At 52.2% G+C, this 20,853-nt stretch carries 22 protein-coding genes; 5 read left to right on the top strand and 17 right to left on the bottom strand.

What is annotated here, in order from left to right; genetic code table 11:
* Positions 1–19 precede the first annotated feature (19 nt).
* The 3 genes from C2I18_RS20910 to C2I18_RS20900 are packed head-to-tail and all read right to left on the bottom strand — an operon-like array spanning position 20 to position 2,010.
* On the bottom strand, positions 20–385 hold the full coding sequence (locus tag C2I18_RS20910) for an arsenate reductase family protein (protein ID WP_249897658.1): 366 nt from the start codon (positions 383–385) through the stop codon (positions 20–22).
* A 49-nt stretch (positions 386–434) separates the two neighbouring features.
* Entirely contained in the window at positions 435–1,445 is a 1,011-nt protein-coding gene (locus tag C2I18_RS20905; RefSeq protein ID WP_249897657.1) for an RluA family pseudouridine synthase, read from the bottom strand.
* A 1-nt stretch (position 1,446) separates the two neighbouring features.
* Complete coding sequence (locus C2I18_RS20900) at positions 1,447–2,010, bottom strand: cob(I)yrinic acid a,c-diamide adenosyltransferase (RefSeq protein ID WP_249897656.1); 564 nt, start codon at positions 2,008–2,010, stop codon at positions 1,447–1,449.
* Between the two features lie 127 nt (positions 2,011–2,137).
* Here C2I18_RS20900 and C2I18_RS20895 point away from each other — a divergent pair, with 127 nt between their 5' ends.
* A complete protein-coding gene (locus tag C2I18_RS20895) occupies positions 2,138–2,731 on the top strand; it encodes a hypothetical protein (protein WP_249897655.1) in 594 nt (197 codons plus the stop codon).
* Between the two features lie 78 nt (positions 2,732–2,809).
* Here the strand turns inward: C2I18_RS20895 and C2I18_RS20890 are convergent, their stop codons facing one another.
* The 5 genes from C2I18_RS20890 to C2I18_RS20870 form a co-directional block, all read right to left on the bottom strand.
* The gene (locus C2I18_RS20890) at positions 2,810–3,052 is read right to left on the bottom strand and encodes an aspartyl-phosphate phosphatase Spo0E family protein (protein ID WP_481857951.1); all 243 of its coding nucleotides are present in this window, start codon (positions 3,050–3,052) and stop codon (positions 2,810–2,812) included.
* 217 nt (positions 3,053–3,269) lie between these two features.
* Positions 3,270–4,487 (bottom strand): aminotransferase class I/II-fold pyridoxal phosphate-dependent enzyme, encoded by a 1,218-nt coding sequence (locus C2I18_RS20885; protein ID WP_275100935.1) that lies wholly within the window; start codon positions 4,485–4,487, stop codon positions 3,270–3,272.
* Between the two features lie 13 nt (positions 4,488–4,500).
* Positions 4,501–5,001 (bottom strand): Lrp/AsnC family transcriptional regulator, encoded by a 501-nt coding sequence (locus C2I18_RS20880; RefSeq protein WP_249897654.1) that lies wholly within the window; start codon positions 4,999–5,001, stop codon positions 4,501–4,503.
* A 293-nt stretch (positions 5,002–5,294) separates the two neighbouring features.
* Positions 5,295–5,681 (bottom strand): spore coat protein, encoded by a 387-nt coding sequence (locus C2I18_RS20875; protein ID WP_249897653.1) that lies wholly within the window; start codon positions 5,679–5,681, stop codon positions 5,295–5,297.
* Between the two features lie 70 nt (positions 5,682–5,751).
* A complete protein-coding gene (locus C2I18_RS20870) occupies positions 5,752–5,985 on the bottom strand; it encodes a hypothetical protein (RefSeq protein WP_249897652.1) in 234 nt (77 codons plus the stop codon).
* A gap of 175 nt (positions 5,986–6,160) precedes the next feature.
* On the opposite strand from C2I18_RS20870, the gene C2I18_RS20865 reads away from it, so the two are divergent.
* Both C2I18_RS20865 and C2I18_RS20860 read left to right on the top strand, forming a co-directional pair.
* Positions 6,161–7,399 (top strand): NAD(P)/FAD-dependent oxidoreductase, encoded by a 1,239-nt coding sequence (locus C2I18_RS20865; RefSeq protein WP_249897651.1) that lies wholly within the window; start codon positions 6,161–6,163, stop codon positions 7,397–7,399.
* Between the two features lie 238 nt (positions 7,400–7,637).
* Positions 7,638–8,918, top strand: a complete 1,281-nt coding sequence (locus tag C2I18_RS20860; protein WP_249897650.1) for a hemolysin family protein — start codon at positions 7,638–7,640, stop codon at positions 8,916–8,918.
* 114 nt (positions 8,919–9,032) lie between these two features.
* On the opposite strand, the gene C2I18_RS20855 is transcribed toward C2I18_RS20860, so the two are convergent.
* The 5 genes from C2I18_RS20855 to C2I18_RS20835 all read right to left on the bottom strand — a co-directional run bounded on the left by C2I18_RS20855 (position 9,033) and on the right by C2I18_RS20835 (position 14,545).
* A complete protein-coding gene (locus C2I18_RS20855; protein WP_249897649.1) occupies positions 9,033–9,659 on the bottom strand; it encodes a hypothetical protein in 627 nt (208 codons plus the stop codon).
* 70 nt (positions 9,660–9,729) lie between these two features.
* Complete coding sequence (locus C2I18_RS20850) at positions 9,730–10,959, bottom strand: MFS transporter (protein ID WP_249897648.1); 1,230 nt, start codon at positions 10,957–10,959, stop codon at positions 9,730–9,732.
* Between the two features lie 95 nt (positions 10,960–11,054).
* Positions 11,055–11,597, bottom strand: coding sequence for a hypothetical protein (locus C2I18_RS20845; RefSeq protein ID WP_249897647.1), 543 nt, complete (start codon positions 11,595–11,597; stop codon positions 11,055–11,057).
* Positions 11,598–11,728: 131 nt separating this feature from the next.
* Entirely contained in the window at positions 11,729–12,148 is a 420-nt protein-coding gene (locus C2I18_RS20840) for a DUF350 domain-containing protein (protein WP_249897646.1), read from the bottom strand.
* A gap of 30 nt (positions 12,149–12,178) precedes the next feature.
* On the bottom strand, positions 12,179–14,545 hold the full coding sequence (locus tag C2I18_RS20835) for an endonuclease MutS2 (RefSeq protein ID WP_249897645.1): 2,367 nt from the start codon (positions 14,543–14,545) through the stop codon (positions 12,179–12,181).
* A gap of 140 nt (positions 14,546–14,685) precedes the next feature.
* Here C2I18_RS20835 and C2I18_RS20830 point away from each other — a divergent pair, with 140 nt between their 5' ends.
* A complete protein-coding gene (locus tag C2I18_RS20830; RefSeq protein ID WP_249897644.1) occupies positions 14,686–15,033 on the top strand; it encodes a phage holin family protein in 348 nt (115 codons plus the stop codon).
* 71 nt (positions 15,034–15,104) lie between these two features.
* Here the strand turns inward: C2I18_RS20830 and C2I18_RS20825 are convergent, their stop codons facing one another.
* The gene (locus C2I18_RS20825; protein ID WP_249897643.1) at positions 15,105–16,121 is read right to left on the bottom strand and encodes a GGDEF domain-containing protein; all 1,017 of its coding nucleotides are present in this window, start codon (positions 16,119–16,121) and stop codon (positions 15,105–15,107) included.
* A 324-nt stretch (positions 16,122–16,445) separates the two neighbouring features.
* On the opposite strand from C2I18_RS20825, the gene C2I18_RS20820 reads away from it, so the two are divergent.
* A complete protein-coding gene (locus C2I18_RS20820; protein ID WP_249897642.1) occupies positions 16,446–16,823 on the top strand; it encodes a cupredoxin domain-containing protein in 378 nt (125 codons plus the stop codon).
* A gap of 67 nt (positions 16,824–16,890) precedes the next feature.
* On the opposite strand, the gene C2I18_RS20815 is transcribed toward C2I18_RS20820, so the two are convergent.
* The 3 genes from C2I18_RS20815 to xylF all read right to left on the bottom strand — a co-directional run bounded on the left by C2I18_RS20815 (position 16,891) and on the right by xylF (position 20,732).
* Entirely contained in the window at positions 16,891–18,084 is a 1,194-nt protein-coding gene (locus C2I18_RS20815) for a sugar ABC transporter permease (protein ID WP_481857825.1), read from the bottom strand.
* Between the two features lie 2 nt (positions 18,085–18,086).
* Positions 18,087–19,598 (bottom strand): xylose ABC transporter ATP-binding protein, encoded by a 1,512-nt coding sequence (locus C2I18_RS20810; protein WP_249897640.1) that lies wholly within the window; start codon positions 19,596–19,598, stop codon positions 18,087–18,089.
* Positions 19,599–19,676: 78 nt separating this feature from the next.
* Positions 19,677–20,732, bottom strand: coding sequence for a D-xylose ABC transporter substrate-binding protein (xylF, locus tag C2I18_RS20805; protein ID WP_249902189.1), 1,056 nt, complete (start codon positions 20,730–20,732; stop codon positions 19,677–19,679).
* Positions 20,733–20,853: the final 121 nt, after the last annotated feature.

Genomic DNA, 20,853 nt, shown 5'->3' with positions numbered 1-20,853 from the left:
CTCCTTATATTCGATATTGTCAGGCATTGCCCCAGGCTTCGCCGTACTGCTCTTCCTTGAAGCCTATGGTAACCTTCTTCCCGTCAGTCACGATCGGGCGTTTGATCAGCATGCCGTTACCGGCCAGCAGCTCCAGCTGCTCCTGGTCGCTGAGGCCGGACAGCTTGTCCTTCAGTCCCAGTGCTTTATAGACTTCACCGCTTGTATTAAAAAACTTCTTCAGTTCAAAACCGCTGTTCGCCAGCAGCTCACGCAGCTCCTCTACTGTGGGCGGCTGCTCGGCAATATGCTGAAGTGTAAGCTCATGTCCATGCTCCTTCAGCCATTTGACTGCACTGCGGCAGGTGCCGCATTTCGGATACTGGTATACTTTCAGTTGACTCATAACTGGCTCCTCCGGTTTAAATTAAATCTGCTTGCGGCCGGGTTATTCACTATGCTCCCGCTCCCCGCCGCAGCTTTTCTTCAAGCAGCGCCATGTCCGGCGGCAGCGGGGCCTCAAAGACGAGCTCTTTAAGGCCTATAGGATGCCTGAAGGACAGACGCACGGCATGCAGCGCCTGGCGCGGAATGGCGGCATCAAGCTCTGCTACGCGCGCAAGTGCCTCCCGCTCCGCAGGCGGCAGCTCCCCGCCAGCTTCAAGGCACTGCCCCGCTTTGCTGTACAGCGGATGGCGGTACATCCCGTCGCCGATCAGCGTGCAGCCGATCGAACCCATATGCACCCGGATCTGGTGCGTGCGTCCGCTCTCCAGCTTCAGCTCCACCCGGGCTGCTGCACGGCCCGGGAATACCTCCTTGACCTCGTAACGGGTCAGGGAGGGATAACCGTCCGGCGTCACAATCCGCCGGTGCGGCTCTGCCGGGTCGCGGTCAATCGGGCCGTCGATATCGCCCTTCGGCTCAGCAGGCACGCCATGCACAAACGCAGCGTAGCGCTTGTCCACGGTTCCCGCAATCATCTGCTCCGAAATATGCTGATGGCTGTAGGGGTTCTTGGCGATAACCAGAACCCCTGAAGTCTCCTGATCCAGCCGGTGCACAGGACGGAAGCGGAACTGTTCTCCCCTGACCGCCCAGTAATGAACAACACCGTTCGCCAGTGTCTCCGTATAATGCCCGTGGGTCGGATGCACAATCATTCCCGCAGCTTTATTTACGACAAGCAGATGCTCATCCTCATAGAGGATATCAAAAGGGATATCCTGCGGCAGAATATCCTCCGACGTCTCCTGCTCCATGCGGATCTCCACAGTATCACCGGCATTGACCCGGACACTGATATAGACCCGTTCGCCGTTCAGCATAATGCCCTGCTCGGTCAGCTTGAGACGGGACAGCAGCTTGCGCGATACATCCATCCGCTTCTGCAGGATGGTCTTCAGCACCCATCCGTCTTCTGACGGCGGCACATGATAGGTTATAGGTGAATAGTAGCTTGTCATATCAGTCTCTGAACACCTTTGTGCCCCGCACATATTCTATATCCGCAATGCCCAGCCGGGTATTTGCTGTGCGGGCCAGCGCAAAGAAATAGTCGGACAGCCGGTTGAGATAAATCACAGCCTCCGGATTAATATCCGCACTCCGCCCCAAAGTGACGGCACGCCGTTCCGCTCTGCGGCATACTGTACGGCAGATATGCAGCACCGAGGCCAGCTGGCTGCCGCCCGGCAGAATGAACCGCTCAAGCGGCGGGTTTTCGGCCTGCAGTTGGTCAATCCAGCCTTCGAGACGCTGGGCCATTTCGCTTTTTACATGATATTTACTCTCGCTCAGCTTCACAAAAGCCAGATCGGTACCGCAGTCAAACAGCTCATGCTGAATCTCCAGCAGCTGCTCCCGCACATCCGCGAACCGCCCGTCTTCCATGAGGCTGCGGGCCTGTCCCACATAGCTGTTCAGCTCATCAATGGTACCGTAAGCCTCGACGCGGACATCATCCTTGCCTACCCGGCCTCCGATCACCGAGGTCTCTCCTGTATCCCCTGTACGCGTATAGATCGCCATCTGCTGTTCCCCCCTAACACTCTCTATCCCATAATTATAGTTTAATCGCTACGATATCGGGAAGGCAAATGAAGATCATGGGTATTTGGGTAATAATCTATATAACTGTTCACAAGGAGGAATTACGATGACAAAGTCCGGGAATCCGGCTAACGGAGCCGACGGTTCAGATGATCCGCTGTATCCGCTTGTGTTCCGTATTTCCAGGTGGCATTACTTTATTGCTGTTATTACAGTAGCTACGTCCATATTCTTCATTATGCTGGGATACTCCCGCAGCGGGTTTTCTTCAATCATGCTGTGGACGGTCGGGGGCCTTTTGGGAGCAGTCAGCCTCTACTATACGGCTCTGGTCACCAATTCCTTCGTGGAGCTGGATCAGGACAAAATGCGCTACCGTAATATCCTTAGAACCCTTGAGCTTGATGTGAATCAGATTTATGCAGAAAAAATAAACGGGGCTTTTCTTGTACACAGTCCGGACCAGCCCGTATTGACCATTTCGGGTTATTACAAAGATGCCACACTGCTGCATTCCCTGCTCTTCAAACACAGCGAACAAAATATAGAAAGACTGAGCGAAGCCGCTCCGCATCCTATTGTGGATTTCAGCAGCCTTACGGGCAGCAGTCCGGTTACTGCCAGCAGCTGGGCCAGGCGGCGTTTAAATTATGCGGTGGTCTTTTTACTCTTTGTTGCTGCAATCTCTATCGCCTTATAATATTTGTCCAGCCGGATAAGGGCCGTCCTGCGCACAAAAAAAGGGCCCTAAGGCCCTTTCCAATAAAGCTTCCGCAAATTATCCTTTGCGGGAGCTTTTCTTCATATACTCATTGATCTTCAAATCAAGCAGACTGCTGATTTCGATCACGTTAGCTGCGGTGAAGGAATTCTCCTGCAGGAACATTTGCTCCATCCGGCTGCGGAGGATCACAATTTCATCTTCCAGAGAGATATTGCGTATTGAAGCATCACTCTTAAAAGGCTGGTTCCCGCTTCCGGGATAAGATTCACACCCATAGGAAGGCAAGAAGTAGTCGATACCGGGCACAATCATCCCTCCTTACGTCTTAATGCATTACTGTAACTCCAAAGAAATTGATACCCTGATTTTCTCACAAGTGTAAAGTAGTATACACCGGATTACAGATATAAAAAGTCCAAGGATGATATCACAGGTTTTTCTTGTTCTTAGAGTTAAATAATACCATAATTCGGGATAATATGCTATAGTACTGCTTCTTTATTCTAACAGCTAATTAAGACCGTTCACGTTCAAGCTGGGAGACAAATGCCCCGATCCGTTCAATCGCCTCATTAATCTGGGCTACCGATGTAGCATACGAGCAGCGCAGATAGCCTTCTCCGCCCAAGCCGAAAACACTGCCCGGAACGGCAGCAACCTTATGCTCCAGCAGAAGCCGCTGGGCGAATTCGTCAGAAGTCAGTCCTGTACGGCGGATGCTTGGAAATGCATAAAATGCACCCTGCGGTTCATGGCAGTCAAGCCCTGCATCGCGCAGTCCCTTGACGATCAGGCGCCGGCGCTGGTTATAGGAATCCGTCATCCGGTCCTTCTCTTCCATCCCGTTGGTCAAGGCCTCAAGAGCAGCCACCTGGCCCATGGAAGGCGCACACATTACAGTGTACTGGTGAATCTTCAGCATGGCCGAGATCAGATCCGGATGACCGCAGGCATAGCCCATACGCCAGCCTGTCATGGCGAACGCCTTGGAGAAGCCGCTGACCAGAATGGTCCGGTCAATCATGCCGGGCAGGGATGCAAAGCTTACATGATTGCTGCCATAGGTCAGCTCGGCATAAATTTCATCGGAAATCACGATGAGATCATGCTTCTCGACCACTTTGGCGATCGGCTCCCAGTCCTCACGGCTCATGATCGCACCTGTAGGATTGCTCGGATAGCACAGAATCAGAATTTTGGAACGCGGTGTAATTTTGGCTTCAAGCCCTTCGGCAGTCAGCTTAAAATTGTTCTCACCGAAGGTCTCAATACCGACCGGAATCCCCCCGCCAATGGCCGTAATCGGCGAATATGAAATATAACACGGCTCCGGGATCAGAATCTCGTCCCCGGGACTGATTAATGCACGAAGCGCAAGGTCAATGGCCTCACTGCCGCCCACTGTAGCGATAATCTGATTCGCAGGATTGTACTCGATCGCGAACCGGCTTTGCAGATAGCCCGCGATGCCTTCCCGAAGCTCAGGCATCCCTGCGTTCGAAGTGTAGCCTGTAAAACCTCTTTCCAGCGAATACACGCAGGCTTCTCTTACGTGCCATGGTGTCTTGAAGTCCGGCTCGCCGACCCCGAGCGAAATAACATCCTTGCTGCCTGCAGCCAGATCAAAAAACTTGCGGATCCCCGAAGGCTGAATCTGCTGCACCAGCGGAGCCAGATATGAATTCATGGACTTGCTTGTATCCCCGTTATGTGTGTGTTTGTTCGTGATCATATGATTACTTCCTTTACGGAGATATCATCAGACGGTTGTCCTCTTCATGGTCTTCAAAGATGATACCGTCCTGTTTGTATTTTTTAAGCGTAAAATTGGTTTTGGTTGAAAGCACGGAATCGATCGGCGACAGCTTCTCGGAAACAAAGTTGGCGACCTCACGCAAATTGCGCCCTTCCACCTCTACAAGGAGATCATAGGCCCCTGACATCAGGTAGACTGACTTCACCTGCGGATACAGGTAAATCCGCTCGGCTATGCCTTCAAAACCGCGTCCGCGCTCCGGCGTAATCTGCACCTCGATCAGTGCGGTGACCCGTTCGTCATCCACTTTGTCCCAGTTCACGACTGTAGCATATTTTACGATGACATGATCCTTCTCCATTTGCTCGATTACCGCTTTGATATCATCTTCTTCCGCCCCAAGCATAGTGGCCATCAGCGCCGTTGAGCTTCGCGCGTCCTCCTTGAGCAGTTCCAGCACTTTCCTCTTCAATTCGTTCATTTCCTTCATGCCTTCCCTCCGGATAGTTCACATCAGATCCTGCCTAGGAGCAGTAATCACCCGTGAAAAGAGTTTAATACTAATATGACATGAAAATAGCATCTCTGCAAACAAAATAACACCCCGGAAAGCGGAGGCCTGAAAGGAATGCCATTTCCCGCAAGCCTGCTTTCACACTCCATATGACAGCAAAAAAGCCCGTTCCAGCGGGCTCGCGCAGCCGAAACGGACCATATCTATGCATTTATTATCAAACTGAACCACCCAAATGCTCCCTGTGCTTCATTTAAGACGCAGCCGGGTTACATATAGTAAGAACTATGCACATTCGGCTGATGCAGCGGAACATTTCCGGTTTTTGCATATGCAGCAGCACCGCCTGTTTTTTGCTGTACGAATTGCTGGCATTTTTGCTCTGCCTGCTGTGCGGACTGGATCTGCTTATCCACATCCTGGCGGAGAGCCTTGCCTGGCGCAGAGTACATGTTCAGCTGTTTCATATGGCCATACAGCTCCCCCTGAAGGCGCAGCGTATCCATAGTCAGTTCATTAAACGTAGCGCGTACAACCGGACAATTTGACTCAGTGGCGGCAGTTGTATATTCACGCACTGTCCGCCTTAGATCCGTCAGCACCGTTTTCAGCATATCCTCATCTGCCATAAAGGTTGATCCGTTTTGTGCGTACACTTATATTACCTCCTAAAAGTTTTGTAAGCCGGGCTTCCTGAAAATCTCCGAAAGTCAGCTGGTTATATTATTATTGCGGCTGTGTCGGAGCGTAAGACTGATGCTGCTGCAGCAGCTGGATTAATGCGCTCATATGATGAGTATGGCTATGGATCTGCTGGATGCAGATCTGCTGAACAGCCTGGCTCTGGGCAGATCCTGCGGTTGCGGCCAGCTGCTTGATCAGCAAATCCTCATTGGAGATGGAATCAGCGATATATTGGAGCTCTTTGCCGGTGAGCGGCTGCATTTGTATGGATTGCATGTTCTTAATGTCCCTCCTTTTAGATGTTCAAGCAGTCTTATTATGCCGCGGAGCCTGGCCTTTTATGTGCAAATACAAACGAAAGCATTCCTACAACCTTGGATTTCAAACGCGCATGAGAGTCATTATTACAGTCAATACTACCTTACCGGAATCTCATTAAGGGGAGATCACAATGGATTTAAACAGCGGGCGTCTGCCCTGGGAATCAACCTTGCCGGAGATCCCGGCTTACCCTGTGCTGCAGGAGGATATATCGTGTGAATGTCTGATCGTCGGCGCCGGAATGGGCGGAGCCATGACCGCTTACAAGCTGTCACTCAGCGGATTGGACACCGTAATGATTGATAAAAGAACGGTTGGCGGGGGAAGCTCCCATGCCAATACCGGTCTGCTGCAAACGGCTAACGATAAATCACTTACCTCCTGTATCCATACGTATGGTGAACAAAACGGAGTACTGTTCTACAGAATGTGCCAGAGGGCTGTCCGTAACATTCTCAAACTGCAGGACAAGCTGGATATTAATCCGCACATTGTGACCCGGCCCAGTCTCCTGTATGCAAGCCGTCCCGAGGACGTACCTGCTTTACGGAAAGAACATCACACCTTAATTGCCCACGGTTTTGATTCAGAATTTTGGGAAGCAGACAAGATCGGCGCTAATTATGCTTTTACCAAACCGGGGGCCATTTATTCCAGGGAAGATGCTGAAACCAACCCGTTCCGGACTGTACACAGCCTGATTCATAAAGCACATGCCGTCGGCGTACGGGTATATGAACACACGAAAGCCGTACATTTTAAATTTGAAGATGAAGGTGTAATCTGCTATACAGAAGGCGGACGTATATTTGCCAAAAAGGTTATTTTCTCTATGGGCTATGAGACCCAGGAGATGAAGAAGGACCGGGGAGCTGACCTGATTAATACATATGCCATTATGACCCGGCCCCTGAAGAAAATGCCCAAGTGGCATGAACAAAGCCTGATCTGGGAGACTGCCCGGCCATACTTATATCTGCGGACTACGCATGACAAGCGGATTGTTATCGGTGGAAAAGATGAGCCGCTGACGGATCCGCAGCGCCGTGAGGTCCGAGTGTTATCCCGGAGCCAGCGGCTGCTGGAGGAACTCGAAGCTTTATTTCCGGAGCTTAAAGGGGTGGAAGCGGAGTATGCCTGGGGCGCAGTCTTTGGTACAACACGGGACGGACTGCCCTTTATAGGACCTCATCCCGATTACCCGAACTGCTTTTTCATTGAAGGCTACGGCGGCAACGGGACGGTATACAGTATGATCGCAGCTGAGCTGGTCACCGACTCCCTTATGGGTAAACTGCGGCCTGAACTGGAGCTGTTCTCCCTGACACGGAGTGCCAAGCAGGTGCCGACACAGGCGGTTGAGGCATAGCTGCCGCTTCAGGGACAGGAAATATTGAAGGGATGCTTCAGGCCTTAGCGGCTTGGGCATCCCTTTCTGCACTGCATGATCTGAGCAGGGTTGGTGCGGGATTAGGATTATTTTCACAGGTTAAGGTAAAGTTAAATTGAATTTCAGGGTAACTATATACTATGGAATAACACCCGTCAGGCTGTCATCCACATTACCGGGAGGTGCTTGCAATTTGATTGAATTAGCCGTTGTTTTATTGTTAATATTAGTGAATGCATTTTTTGCAGCTTCAGAAATGGCCCTGATCTCACTGAACGACAATAAGATCCGACTGATGGCCCAGGAAGGAAATCCAAAAGCCAAGCTGCTCCAGGGTTTGCTTGAAGAGCCCAGCCGCTTTCTGGCAACGATCCAGATCGGGATTACCCTTGCGGGATTTATGGCCAGCGCCTTTGCAGCCGAGAATTTTGCCGGTGATCTGTCCGCCCTGCTAGTATCGCTTGGTGTTCCGGTCGCGGTCAACATTCTTAACACCATCTCATTGGTAGTCATTACCTTGATTTTGTCCTATGTTACCCTTGTCCTGGGAGAACTCGTCCCCAAACGTGTAGCCATGAAAAAAGCCGATGCGATCGCCATGTTCGTGGCATCACCGCTCAATCTGCTGTCAAAGGTTGCGGCACCATTTGTGAAATTATTAACCTCGTCCACCAACCTTTTAGTACGGCTGTTCGGAGTGGACCCGAATGAGAACGACGAAGAAGTGTCCGAAGAAGAAATCCGGATGATGCTCGACAGCGGGACCCAGATGGGGACCATTCAGGCCGCCGAAAAGCTGATGATTAACAATATTTTTGACTTCGATAACAAACAGGTGTCTGATATTATGACCCACCGCACCGACATTGTGGCGGTTTCGGTGCTGGATACGGCTGAAAAAGTGATCCGGGCCGCAGAAAAGGAAGGCTACAGCCGCTTCCCGGTGTATGAGAACCATATGGATAATATTGTAGGCATTCTGCACACCAAGGATTTGATCCGGTTTGTGAACGGGGGCAGCGGAGGGGCATGGAATGTAAGAGAATTGGCCCGCAGCCCGTATTTTGTTCCTGCGTCGAAAAAGACGCATGAGCTTTTTGAGGAGCTTCAGCAGAACCGTGTGCATTTCGCCGTCGTTGTTGATGAATATGGCGGAACGGCAGGGATCGTGACCATGGAGGACCTGCTTGAAGAGATTGTCGGCAATATTTATGACGAATACGATGAACAGGATGAAGAATATACACGGCTGGATGACCAGACCTACCTGTTCACCGGCACTATGAATCTCCGTGAGGTACAGCAGGTGCTTGCGGCCCAGCTGCCCGTGGAGGAATACGATACGATCAGCGGATTTGTGATCGGCCAGCTCGGCCGGATTCCCACCGCCCAGGAGAAACCTGAATTTGTCTATGGCAGATATACCTTCGCGGTGCAGGAGGTAGGCCAGCGGCGGATCCGCAAGGTCAGGGTCACGCTTAATGAGGCAGCAGGTTAATGGGATAGTGTAAGTCAAAAAGCAAGCCTAAAGAAGCGCAGTAGCCCCCGGGGTCTTCTGCGCTTCTTTAGTGCGGCTCATTCGAAGTAACGACAAACGTATCAATGCCCGCTGTTAGCTGGCCTGACTTACGCACTTTAACACTATAGGTGTTATTCGCACGAGCGTGACTCGTGCAGGGACGGAGTCAAAGGTACTTTTACCTTTGATTCCGGCTCCCGGACCGTTCAAGGCCAATTCAAAGGTACTTTTACCTTTGATTCTAGCTTCCGGCCCGGCCAGGGCCAATTCAAAGGTACTTTTACCTTTGATTTCGACTTTCGGACCGGCCAAGGCCAATTCAAAGGTATTTTTACCTTTGATTCCGGCTCCCGGCCCGGCCAAGGCCAATTCAAAGGTACTTTTACCTTTGATTCCGGCTTCCGGCCCGGCCAAGGCCAATTCAAAGGTACTTTTACCTTTGATTCCAGCTTCCGGGCCGTTCACGGCCAATTCAAAGGTACTTTTACCTTTGATTCCGGCTTCCGGCCCGGCCAAGGCCAATTCAAAGGTACTTTTACCTTTGATTTCAGCTCCCGGCCCGGCCAAGGCCAAATCAAAGGTACTTTTACCTTTGATTCCGGCTCCCGGACCGTTCACGGCCAATTCAAAGGTACTTTTACCTTTGATTCCAGCTTCCGGGCCGTTCACGGCCAATTCAAAGGTATTTTCACCTTTGATTCCGGCTTCCGGCCCGTTCACGGCCGTCCGCGGCTGCTCCAGGCTCTCAACACGAAAGCCGGCAGCCGGCAGCCAGCAGCCGCATAAACCTTCAGGTCCTGTCCACTCCCCCGCGGGAAAGCGGGGCGCCTGCCCCCTTCATTCCCTTGCGCAGAATAAGCCAGCTGCCCAGCGGCGCAGTACCAAGCACAAGCAGCAGCACCGTAATGACGCGAGGGGACTGGCTCACCGACAGAACGGCAATGAACACCAGCAGCCCTGCCAGCCTGCCGCTCATAAGACTCAGCTCGCGCAGAACAACAAGCTCCACCCGTTTACCGGCGCTCTCCTCAGACACACCGATGAGGTCAAAGCTCGTGGAGACCATCGGCAGCATATACAAGGGAATGAACAGGGAAGTCCCGATCCCCATAATCATCAGCGTGCCGTAGCTTACTTTCCAGAGCAGCGGTGTGACCACAGCGGCCAGCAGCAGCCCCCCTGCCAGCATTCCAAGCGGGCGGTGGCGGGGTTTGAACCATTTGCCGGCTGCCCAGTAGCTGGCGAGAGACACACCGGACGTAATCAGCGTATATTGCCCCAGCTTGCTCTCTTCTTTCGCAGCTATGTATACCAGCAGTCCGATCAGAAAGGAAAATACACCTTCACGTATACCCTGGAACAGCAGCGCCGCAGCGACCGGCCTCCATCCGCTCCCTGACCGGCGCAGTTCGCGCCACGGCTCGAGCCATAAATAGGCGCTCCCGTTTTTACGTTTTTTGAGAAAAAAGCTGAGCACCGCCGCAGCCCCGTAAATGCAGAGCGAGACGATGAACACCACTCTGTAGCCCCGCTCCCCGTGAAGCCAGGAAATCAGCCAGCCGGAAATCCAGGGACCGATAATACCAGTAAAGGAGCCCAGCAGCCCCATCCACCCGTTAAAAAAATCCCGGCTGCCCGCATCGGAAATTTCAAAATAAACAATGTTGTAGGCGAGCCAGAACAATCCGGTGGATATCCCCAAAATCAGCCCAAGCGGCCATATGTAATGGATCGCGTCTCCGCCAATCAGCAGCACCAGCAAATAAAAAAAGCCCGAGACGGCAATTCCCGCCCGCAGGGCATTCATCTTATTATGCTCCTTTACCCATTTGCCGCCCAGCCAAAAGCTGAGGCCGACAGCCAGCTGCTGAGCCACAGTAAACCAGCCGATCATGGCAAAATTCTGGCGGTTTTTCCATAAGTACACGTTCAAAAAAGTACCTGCCAGCACGCTGGCCAGCAGATACAATCCATTAACTGTAAGCAGCAGTGCTGCCTGCTTCTGCAATTCCTTTTTCAATGCTGTTCCCCCCTGCAGTCTGGACATTCAATATTTAGCTTGTCCGCAAGGAGGGAGAGTGATTCATTGCACGGTTACTTGCCGCCTTTGCTCGGTTACTTGCCGCCTTTGCTCAGGTTGCTGACGAACTGGATGCGGTCTTCCTGGGCCAGGCTGTGCTGTACATGGAAACACGAAGGACATACATAAAGGTTAAGCGAAAAAGGTGCTTTAAGGACAGGTCCGCCAAGCGCTTCCGGAGCAGCAGGCTCAAGCGCGGGTACCGGCTGGGTGCCGGAGAACACAAGCAGCTCATGGCACTGCGGGCATTCCGGAGCTTCAAGCTGGCCGGCGAGAATAGCGGCGACACTTGACTCATAGCGCTTCAGGTCATAATCATCACCGAACTGGGAGAGCGTGTTATAAATCGGCACTACGCCGTCTTTATCCCCGTCGTCCCACAGATCTTCATTGGTGACTTCTCCGGCTTCCGGCTCTTCCTCAGGCTCCAGCTCCTCATCTTCCAGATCATCTACGCCGAGCGTCACCGTACGGTAACCGCTAAGCTCATTATTACAGTGCGGACAGGTCTCTTCAGGCCCAAACTCCTCGTCCCACACGATTTCGGTATGGCACCATGGGCATACTGTTGTTTCCATTATTCATATCTCCTTCTTGCCTCGCATTTAAATTAATTCACTGCCAAATAAATGATACCGGCCGCTATAAAAGCCAGGGCGGACAAAAACAGAATCCGGATCAGAAGCTTCATCGTATCCTACTCCCCCAGTTAAAATATAGCGGCACCGATCACATAAGATAACGATACCGAGATTAGCATGGCAGTCAAACCAACTGCCCGGTTATCTGCGGCAATCTCTTCATCAATCGAAAAGACCGGAGTCATAAATTCAAACAGAAAATACGCGATCAGCAGCAGGATGAACCCCACTACTGACCATTTCATCGTCTCATAGATCGAAGCGCCCGATTCCATGCTGAAGCGCAGAATGTTGCAGATTCCGAAAATTTTGCCTCCGGTCGCCATTGCAACCGCCAGATTTCCCTTGCGGATTTCGTCCCAGCAGTTATATTTGGTTACCATTTCAAAAAAGGACAGAAACACTACCAGTCCCAGAATAGCCACAGCGAAGTAGCCGAGCAGAGACCCTAGCGGATGGGCCAGCAAAAGATCAATATTTTCCTGCATATTTCCCCTCTTTCCACCGGACTCCTGCCGCTATTGCAGTTCAGCTACGGTTACACCCGCGCCGCCTTCGTTGTAATTGCCAAGCCGGTAGCTCTTCACATGCCTGTGCTTACGCAAATATTCCTGGATGCCGGTTCTCAGGACACCGGTTCCTTTACCGTGAATAATTGAGATTTGACCGAGATTCCCCAGAAAAGCCTCGTCAATAAAACGGTCCGTCTCCATGATGGCCTCTTCCAGATTGGCACCCCGGAGGTCCAGTTCACTGCGGACATTCTCATCCCGTGTACGTTTGACGGTCGTAGCCCGGCGGAGAGCCGGCGCAGGGACATCGGGGGCGGAAGACAGGAACTCGAGATCACTAAGATTAACCTTCATCTTCATTATACCGAACTGTACCAAGGCTTCCTTCGTTCCGCTGAGCTCTACCACAGTCCCTTTTTGGTTCACGCTTGGCAGCTTCACTTCATCACCCGGCTGAATCTGCCGCGGTGCCTTGGAGCTGCTGCGCGATACCGTCTTCTTGCGCGGAGCAGGCTCCGCTTCATCCAGACGCCGGCGGGCTTCGATCAGCTTATGCTCCTTGACAGAAGCCCCTTCCTCCATGGCCAGACGGCGCAGATCGCTGATAATTTCCGCAGCTTCCTGACGCGCCTTCTCCAGGATCGCGCTGGCATCCTTCTCTGCCTTCTCCAGCCGTTTGTCCCGCTGGCTCTCCAGCTTTTCCAGCTCCAGCTGCTGTCGTCTGCGGAATTCTTCCGCTTCGCGCCGGATAACCTCTGCCTTCTCACGTTCATTCTCGGCAGTAAGCCGGTTCTCCTCAAGGGAAGCGATCATATGCTCCACGCGGAGATCCTCTTCCTTCACCTCACCCCGGGCATGCTCAAGGATGCTGTTCGGCAGACCGAGACGCTCGGCAATCGCAAAGGCGTTGCTTCGTCCCGGCACCCCTACCAGCAGCCTGTAGGTAGGACTGAGGCTCTGCACGTCAAATTCCATGCTGGCATTAATCACACCTTTGCGCTCATAGGCGTAGGCCTTCAGCTCGCTGTAATGCGTCGTAGCCACCATCCGGCATTCTGTCCGGTGAATATCCTCCAGGATGGCAATCGCCAGCGCCGAGCCTTCGGCCGGATCGGTTCCAGCGCCCACTTCATCCAGAAGGATAAGGCTCTTGGGAGTCATCCGCTTCAGAATGGAAATAATATTGGTCATGTGGCTGGAAAAGGTACTGAGGCTTTGCTCAATACTCTGTTCATCACCGATATCAGCATAGATCGCATCAAATACACACATCTGGCTGCCTTCTTCCGCGGGAATGAACAAGCCGGACATCGACATCAGGCTCAGCAAGCCGATGGTCTTGAGAGTAACGGTCTTACCGCCGGTATTCGGACCGGTTACGATGATTGAGCTGTACTGATTGCCGAGCTCTACATCGAGAGGAACCACAACTTCCCCGGGAATCAGCGGATGGCGTCCCTTGCGCAGCTTGAGATAACCGCGGTCATTCATCCGCGGCTGCGTCGCCTTCATCTCGCGGGCAAGACGGGCTTTGGCAAAGATGAAATCAAGCTGGCCCAGAATATCGACATCATAAGCCATCTCCTCGGCAATGTCGCCCACCTGCGCAGTCAGCCTGTGTAGAATAATCTCAATCTCGCGCTCTTCCCGCAGCCGGGTCTCCCGCAGCTTGTTGTTCATGGCCACGATCGATTCCGGCTCAATGAACAGGGTTGCGCCGGATCCGGACTGGTCATGCACAATCCCGCCAAAATGGGAACGGTATTCTGCCTTAACCGGAATAACAAACCGGTCTCCGCGGATCGTCACAAGCTGGTCCTGCAGCATCTTGGCTACGGACGAGGAGCGGATCATCGAATCCAGCTTCTCACGGATTCTCGTCTCCCCTCCGCGCAGCTCGCGGCGGATATTAGCCAGCTCGGGGCTGGCTGAATCAAGTACATTCGCTTCCTCATCGATGCATGCGCGGATAGCATCTTCGACATGCTTTTGCTCCGAGAGGAGATCGCTTAGTGCGAATAGGGTGTTAATCTTCTCATCTTCATGCATTGCTGCAAGGAACCGTTTGACCCTGCGCGCTCCGCCGATGGTATTGCCCACGGAGAGCAGCTCATGCGTTCCGAGCATGCCGCCGATTGAAGCGCGCTTCAGCGCCGGCCGAATATCGCTTACACCGCCAAAGGAAGGGATGCCTTTGAGCCGGTCCACATTAACCGCCTCATCGGTAGCCTGCAGCAGCAGCTTAACCCCTTCAAAATCACCGGAAGGTCTCAGCTCTTCTGCTCTGAGGCGTCCCATCGGTGTCTGTGTGTACTGTATTAATTTATTTAAAATCTTGCGATATTCAAGCGTATGCAAAATTTTGTCGTCCAATTACTGTCACAGCTCCCTTCATAGATGTTTACATTATACCTAATTCAGTCCATTTTCGCTATTTGGGGATAGAAACGGGAGCCGGGGCCACAATAATAACTGCACAAATCCTTAACCGAAGGCTAAAGGAGGCTAATTCTGTGAAATTTTTGGGTCATGTGGTCCGTTTCCTGGTCGCAGCGATTGTTCTGCTCGTGGTCGGCTGGATTGTTCCGCAGTTTACGATCGGCGGATTCGGAAGTGCGCTTCTTCTGGCACTGGTCATCGCTCTGCTCGGCTGGATCATTGAGGGCATCTTCGGCAAAAAAGCGACCCCGTTCGGCCGCGGAATTGTCGGGTTCATCGTCAGCGCACTGGTGATCTGGATCGCACAGTTTGTCGTCAGCGGCGTCGATGTATCCATCCTCGGAGCGCTTCTGGCAGCTCTGGTCATCGGGATTATAGACTTGTTTCTGCCGGTATCCACACCGTTCGACGCTGGAAAATAGAGCTGTTTTTTGCACAGGCAAAAAAAACCCCCTGTCTCCCGGTAAGGAAGCAGGGGGTTCGCTATTTTTACTCAAGCAGACGACACGGCGGTACCGTTATTAAGGTTATGCCCTGCGGTAACCACCTTATTTTTGCCGGTACGCTTTGCTTCATACAGCGCTTCATCTGTATTCCGGAACAGGAGCTCCTTGCCATATCCCGAGCGGTAATTGCATAATCCGATGCTGACCGTAATCGGCCTGCTTCCGGCGTAGGGATGCTTCATCTGTTCAATGACGATCCGGAGCTTTTCGGCAGCAGCATAGGCTTCCTCATAGCTTTTGTCCGTAAATATAACCGCAAATTCCTCACCGCCATACCTGGCACCAAAATCATTCAGTCCAATCATGCTGCCGACCTTGGCCGCGACCTCCTTCAGGACCAGATCGCCTACCCAGTGACCATATGTATCATTTACATGCTTGAAATTATCGATATCAAACAACGCCAGCTGCAGGCTCAGGCCGTTGCTCTCACACTGCTCCAGCAGGGAGTCCAGATACTCATGGAACGTTTTATGATTATAGAGTCCGGTTAACGCATCGATCTTGAGCAGCTTATCCGAGATGGCCCGCTCCACCATCAGCCCCTGCTCTGACTTGGTTACCTGCTCCAGATGGTCACGGATTTCATGCGCCCGGGTAATTACCGCCAGGGCAGACACTACAAATACAATAAACACGCATTCCACCATCAGAAATTCCAGCAGCGGTTTGTCCAGCAGCGGACGCTCCAGTCCAAAATATACGCCTGCATAGAACAAAAAGCTGAACAGCCCCAGAATGAGGAGCAGCCTCCGGTCAAAATAAATCAGTGCAATCATAATCGGCAGCATCAGCGCCATTTGTGCACCGTCAACAAACGGCTCAAGCACAAAATACATCAAATAAGATACGGCGAATCCGCAGATCACCACAGCCTGCTTGTGATACTGGGCCGCTGTCCGCAGCCACATTTCTGCAAGCATCATTACAATAACGATCATTATGTTGCAGGCTATGAATAAATGCCCTTTGCTCGGGAGAAGCACCGTCTTCACTTCAGGCATGTGGGCGGATAACATAAATATCAGCTGAGAGATCAGCATGCACGTCACCAGAACCCAATACCCGCTTAATATTCTGCGGTGCCAATACTGCACATTTCCTGTACCATCAGCTAAAATAATGTAAATCCCCTACTTCTAAGCGTTGATATAATAGCCTCCATTATAATAAATTTGAATTATTTTTGCATCATATATTTGTTTTTCGGGCAAGTTCCGCCAGGGATTCTGCCGCCGGCTCTTGCTGCTGCTTCAGGGGGCTTCCGCCTGTAAGGAAGCTGTGTTATTGTACGCTTAGAGTCTATTAACCCGCTGAGGAGGATAAAGATGATTCGTAGGTTTGCAGTTCTGATATCCGCTGCTTTCATCCTGATTCTGGCTGCCTGCGGCAACAATGACACATCCGCAGGTAACGGGGCGGCAAGCCCGGAGATCACAGCCGAAGAGGAAATTGTCATTAAAGCAACGAACTACAGCTTTGACCAGGAAGAATACCATCTCAAGAAGGGTGTTCCGGTTAAAATCATCTTTGAAAATGAAAGCGGTAACCATGGCATTCTGGTTCCTGAGCTGAAGCTGCGGCTGGACGCTAAAACCTCCTCCCAGGTCGTCGTCCCCGGGGAAGCCGGAACCTTTGAAATGACCTGTGCCATCATGTGCGGGTCCGGTCACAGCGCAATGAGCGCCAAGATTATTGTGGAATAGCTTATCCAAGCAGCAGCAGCCGGCAGGGTTTTCCCCGCCGGCTGCTGCTCTTTGCTTTTCGCTGCTTCTACTTTATTCCTTTGCTGCGGTTGGAGATATCCAGCCACACCGCGATGACCAGAATCGAGCCTTTGACCACATACTGCCAGAAGGACTCCAGCCCCATAAGTGACATCCCGTTGTCGAGCGAGGTCATGACCAGCGCCCCGATAAGGGCCCCGATTACTGTTCCGGCTCCGCCCATCAGCGAAGTGCCTCCGATTACACAGGCGGCAATGGCATCCATCTCCGCCATGTTCCCGGCGGTAATGGTAGCCGAAGCCAGCCGGGAGGTCAGCACAATGGCGGCAATAGAGCCGAGCAGCCCGCTGAGCACAAAGATCAGCATCGTTTTCCGTTTGATGTTGATACCGGAGAGCCGAGCAGCTTCTATATTTCCGCCGATTGCATAAATATGGCGGCCGAACGTTGTTTTGGTGGAGATAAAATAAAAAACAGCAGCCAGCACAATGACAAAAATAATCGGAAACGGAATGCCTTTATAATTGTTCATTACCGTTATAAAAACGGTCACCAGTAAGGAAAGCCCGGCAATCTTTGCGATATCGAATCCCAGGGGGGCAATCTCAAAGCCGTATTTTTTGCGGGACCGGCGCTTGTGGAATGCACTCCAGAATAAAAAAGCCACTCCTATGATCCCCAGGCCGATGCCGAAGACGGGGGCAAAATAGGCATTTCCGAGCAGCGCCAGCACCGGATCGGATACCGGTATGGTCATCGATTCGGTGACACCCATCAGCACACCCCGGAATACCATCATTCCCCCCAAGGTAACTATGAACGCGGGAATCATTTTGTAAGCGACCAGCCAGCCCTGAAACAGGCCGAGTACAGCACCGGCAGCCAGTGTGCCAAGAATCACCACAATGGCCGGCAGCTCCAGCCAGTTGCTGAGAATGGCCGCGATTCCGCCGGTCAATCCGACGATGGAACCGACGGACAGGTCAATATGCCCTGCCACGATTACAAGCACCATACCGATTGCCAGGATTGAGGTCACTGACATCTGTGTGAACAGATTGGATAAATTCCGTGAAGTCAAAAAGGTAGGGTTCAGAATCCCGAACAGCACCCAGATCAGAATCAATGCGCCCACCATCGTATAGGCACGCATATCCATTTTGCCGAACACACTGCTCCAGCGTGATTTCCCTGCGGCAGAACCCGAACCTTTTTCCTGTAACTCTGTTTGCAGCTGCATCTTCATTTACCTCCTGTAGCGGCCAGCATGATATTCTCCTGCGTCGCTTCGCGATAGTCAAACTCCCGGACAAGCTGCCCTTCACTCATAACCAGAATTCTGTCGCTCATCCCCAGCACCTCCGGCAGCTCCGAGGAGATCATAATGATCGCCACACCCTGCTCCACCAGCTGATTCATCAAATTATAGATTTCATATTTTGCCCCGACGTCAATGCCCCGGGTTGGCTCATCCATAATTAATATGGTGGGATTGGTCATCAGCCATTTACCTATAACGACCTTCTGCTGGTTTCCCCCGGACAGTGTGCCGACAGGTGTTTCCAGCGAAGCTGTTTTCGTTCTCAGATCCTGCGCATACCGGCTGGAGTACTTAATTTCCTCATTTTCGTTAATGACGCCCATGCGGGAGACTTTGCCCAGTGCAGCCAGCGTAGTGTTTCTTTTCACATCCATTCCCATAACCAGACCCTGACGTTTGCGGTCTTCGCTGACCAGGGCTAATCCTGCCTTAATGGCATCAGAGACTGAAGCGATCTTCACGGTTTTTCCTTCAATCTGAACACTGCCTTCCGCCTTGCCTCCATAAGCGCCGAACAGGCTGCTGACCAGCTCTGTGCGTCCTGCCCCCATGAGACCGGCAATGCCGAGAATTTCACCTTTGCGGAGTGTAAAATGAATGTCCTTCAATACCTTCTGCTGCCTTTTTTCAGGATGCCACACATTATAATTGCTGACCTCCAGCACGACCTCTCCGGGATGATGCTCCACCCGCGGATAACGCTCCGTAAGCTCCCGTCCAACCATCAGGGAGACAACCCTGTCATCATCGGTTTCCCTGCGGTCCAGTGTAGCGACTGTCCGGCCGTCCCGCAGCACCGTAATGGAATCAGCAAGCGCGAACACTTCGGGCATTTTATGGGAAATATAAACGCAAGACACCCCTTCGCTCCGCAGCTGGTTCAAAATCCCCATCAGGATGGATACCTCGCTTTCGGTCAAAGCGGCCGTTGGCTCATCAAGAATCAGTATCTTGGTATGCTTCGAGAGCGCTTTGGCGATCTCCACGAGCTGCTGCTGGCCGATACCCAGATTGCCGGTTTTCGTATCCGGTGAAAGATGCAGCCCCACCTTCTTCAGCCACTGTGCAGCCTGGTGGTACAGCTCATCCCACTGGATCGCCCCCCGCCTGACCGGTTCAGCTCCAAGAAAAATATTCTCGCCTATCGTCATTTCTTTAACGAGCGCCAGCTCCTGATGAATAATGGCAATGCCGGCCTTTTCCGCATCCGTGATGTTATGAAACTCTTTTTTCTCGCCGCCAATAATGATTTCTCCGCCATAGGTCCCTGCAGGATATAAACCGCTGAGCACCTTCATCAGTGTAGATTTCCCGGCACCGTTCTCCCCGCAGAGCGCGTGAATCTCCCCCTGCTTCACCTTGAAGTTCACCTGGTCCAGCGCTTTGACGCCGGGAAACGCCTTGCTGATCTCCGCCATTTCAAGCACGTACATGCACTGTCGCTCCTTCCTCATGCCTCAAGCCGTGATGCGGAGCATGAAGCTCCGCACCGCCCGGCAAGAAGTTCCATCTTATTGCTGCGGCCACTGGTCCTTTGGCACGTTTTTGTAGACATCCTCCAGCTTGTGGAAGCCGTCTTTGATCAGGACATCCAGATTGTCCTTATTGACCGCGATGGGATCCAGCAGCACGGAAGGAACGTCAATTTTTCCGTTGTTAACTGACTTTTCAGTAGTGATTTTTTCATCTTTCGCTGCAGCCATAGCCATTTCGGCGGCCTTGGTGGCAATGGCATTAATCGGCTTATAAACCGTCATCAGCTGTGTGCCCTCGGCGATACGCTGTACCGCTGCAAGGTCTGCATCCTGTCCGGATACCGGAATTTTGCCCGCCATGCCCTGGGCAGTCAGTGCCTGGATGGAACCGCCGGCCGTGCCGTCATTAGCAGCGACTACGCCTTGAACATCGTTATTATTGGCGGTCAGTGCATTCTCCATATTCTTCAGCGCCTCTTCCGGCTTCCAGTCTTTCGAAAACTGGTCGTAGACAATTTTGATATCCCCTTTTTCCTCCAGCGGCTTCAGGATATTCATGGCTCCTTCTTTGAACATATGGGCATTATTGTCCGTGTCCGCACCGCCGATATAGACGATATTGCCTTTAGGCGCCTGATCGATAACAGCCTGGGCCTGGAATTCTCCGACACGCACATTATCGAACGATATATAGTAGTCCACCTCGGCATTGTTGATCAGACGGTCATAGGCAATGACCTTAATGCCCTCCTTATGGGCTTTTTCAACAATCGGGGCCGTAGCTTCAGCGTTGTGGGCAATGACGACGAGCACATCCACTCCCTGCGAAATCAGCTGTTCAGCCTGGCTTAACTGGGTGGCATCATCGCCGTTAGCGGCCAGCACCTTCACTTCGCCCCCGAGCTCTTCCACTTTGGCGGTAAAAATATCCCGGTCCTTCTGCCAGCGCTCCTCCTTCAGCGTATCCATCGACATGCCAATGACAATACCGTCCCCGCTTTTTTCAGCACCTGTGTTCCCTGCCTGTTTGTTCTCCCCGTTCGAGACTATTCCGCAGCCGGCCAGGGAAGCCGTCAGCAATAAAGCGGTCATGCCTGCAGCAATGGCTCTTCCGTATGTTTTCACTTGTTCTTCGCCCCTTTTCTTCATCGGATATAATTTGTTCGCGCTTACAAGGAAATAGTAGCATGGAATTCCCGTTTCCGGTCCCGCT

This window comes from Paenibacillus sp. PK3_47 (genome assembly GCF_023520895.1).
GTDB lineage: Bacteria > Bacillota > Bacilli > Paenibacillales > Paenibacillaceae > Paenibacillus_AQ.
The sequence above is the reverse complement of the archived record's forward strand: the minus strand, read 5'-3'. Positions and strand labels throughout refer to the sequence as shown.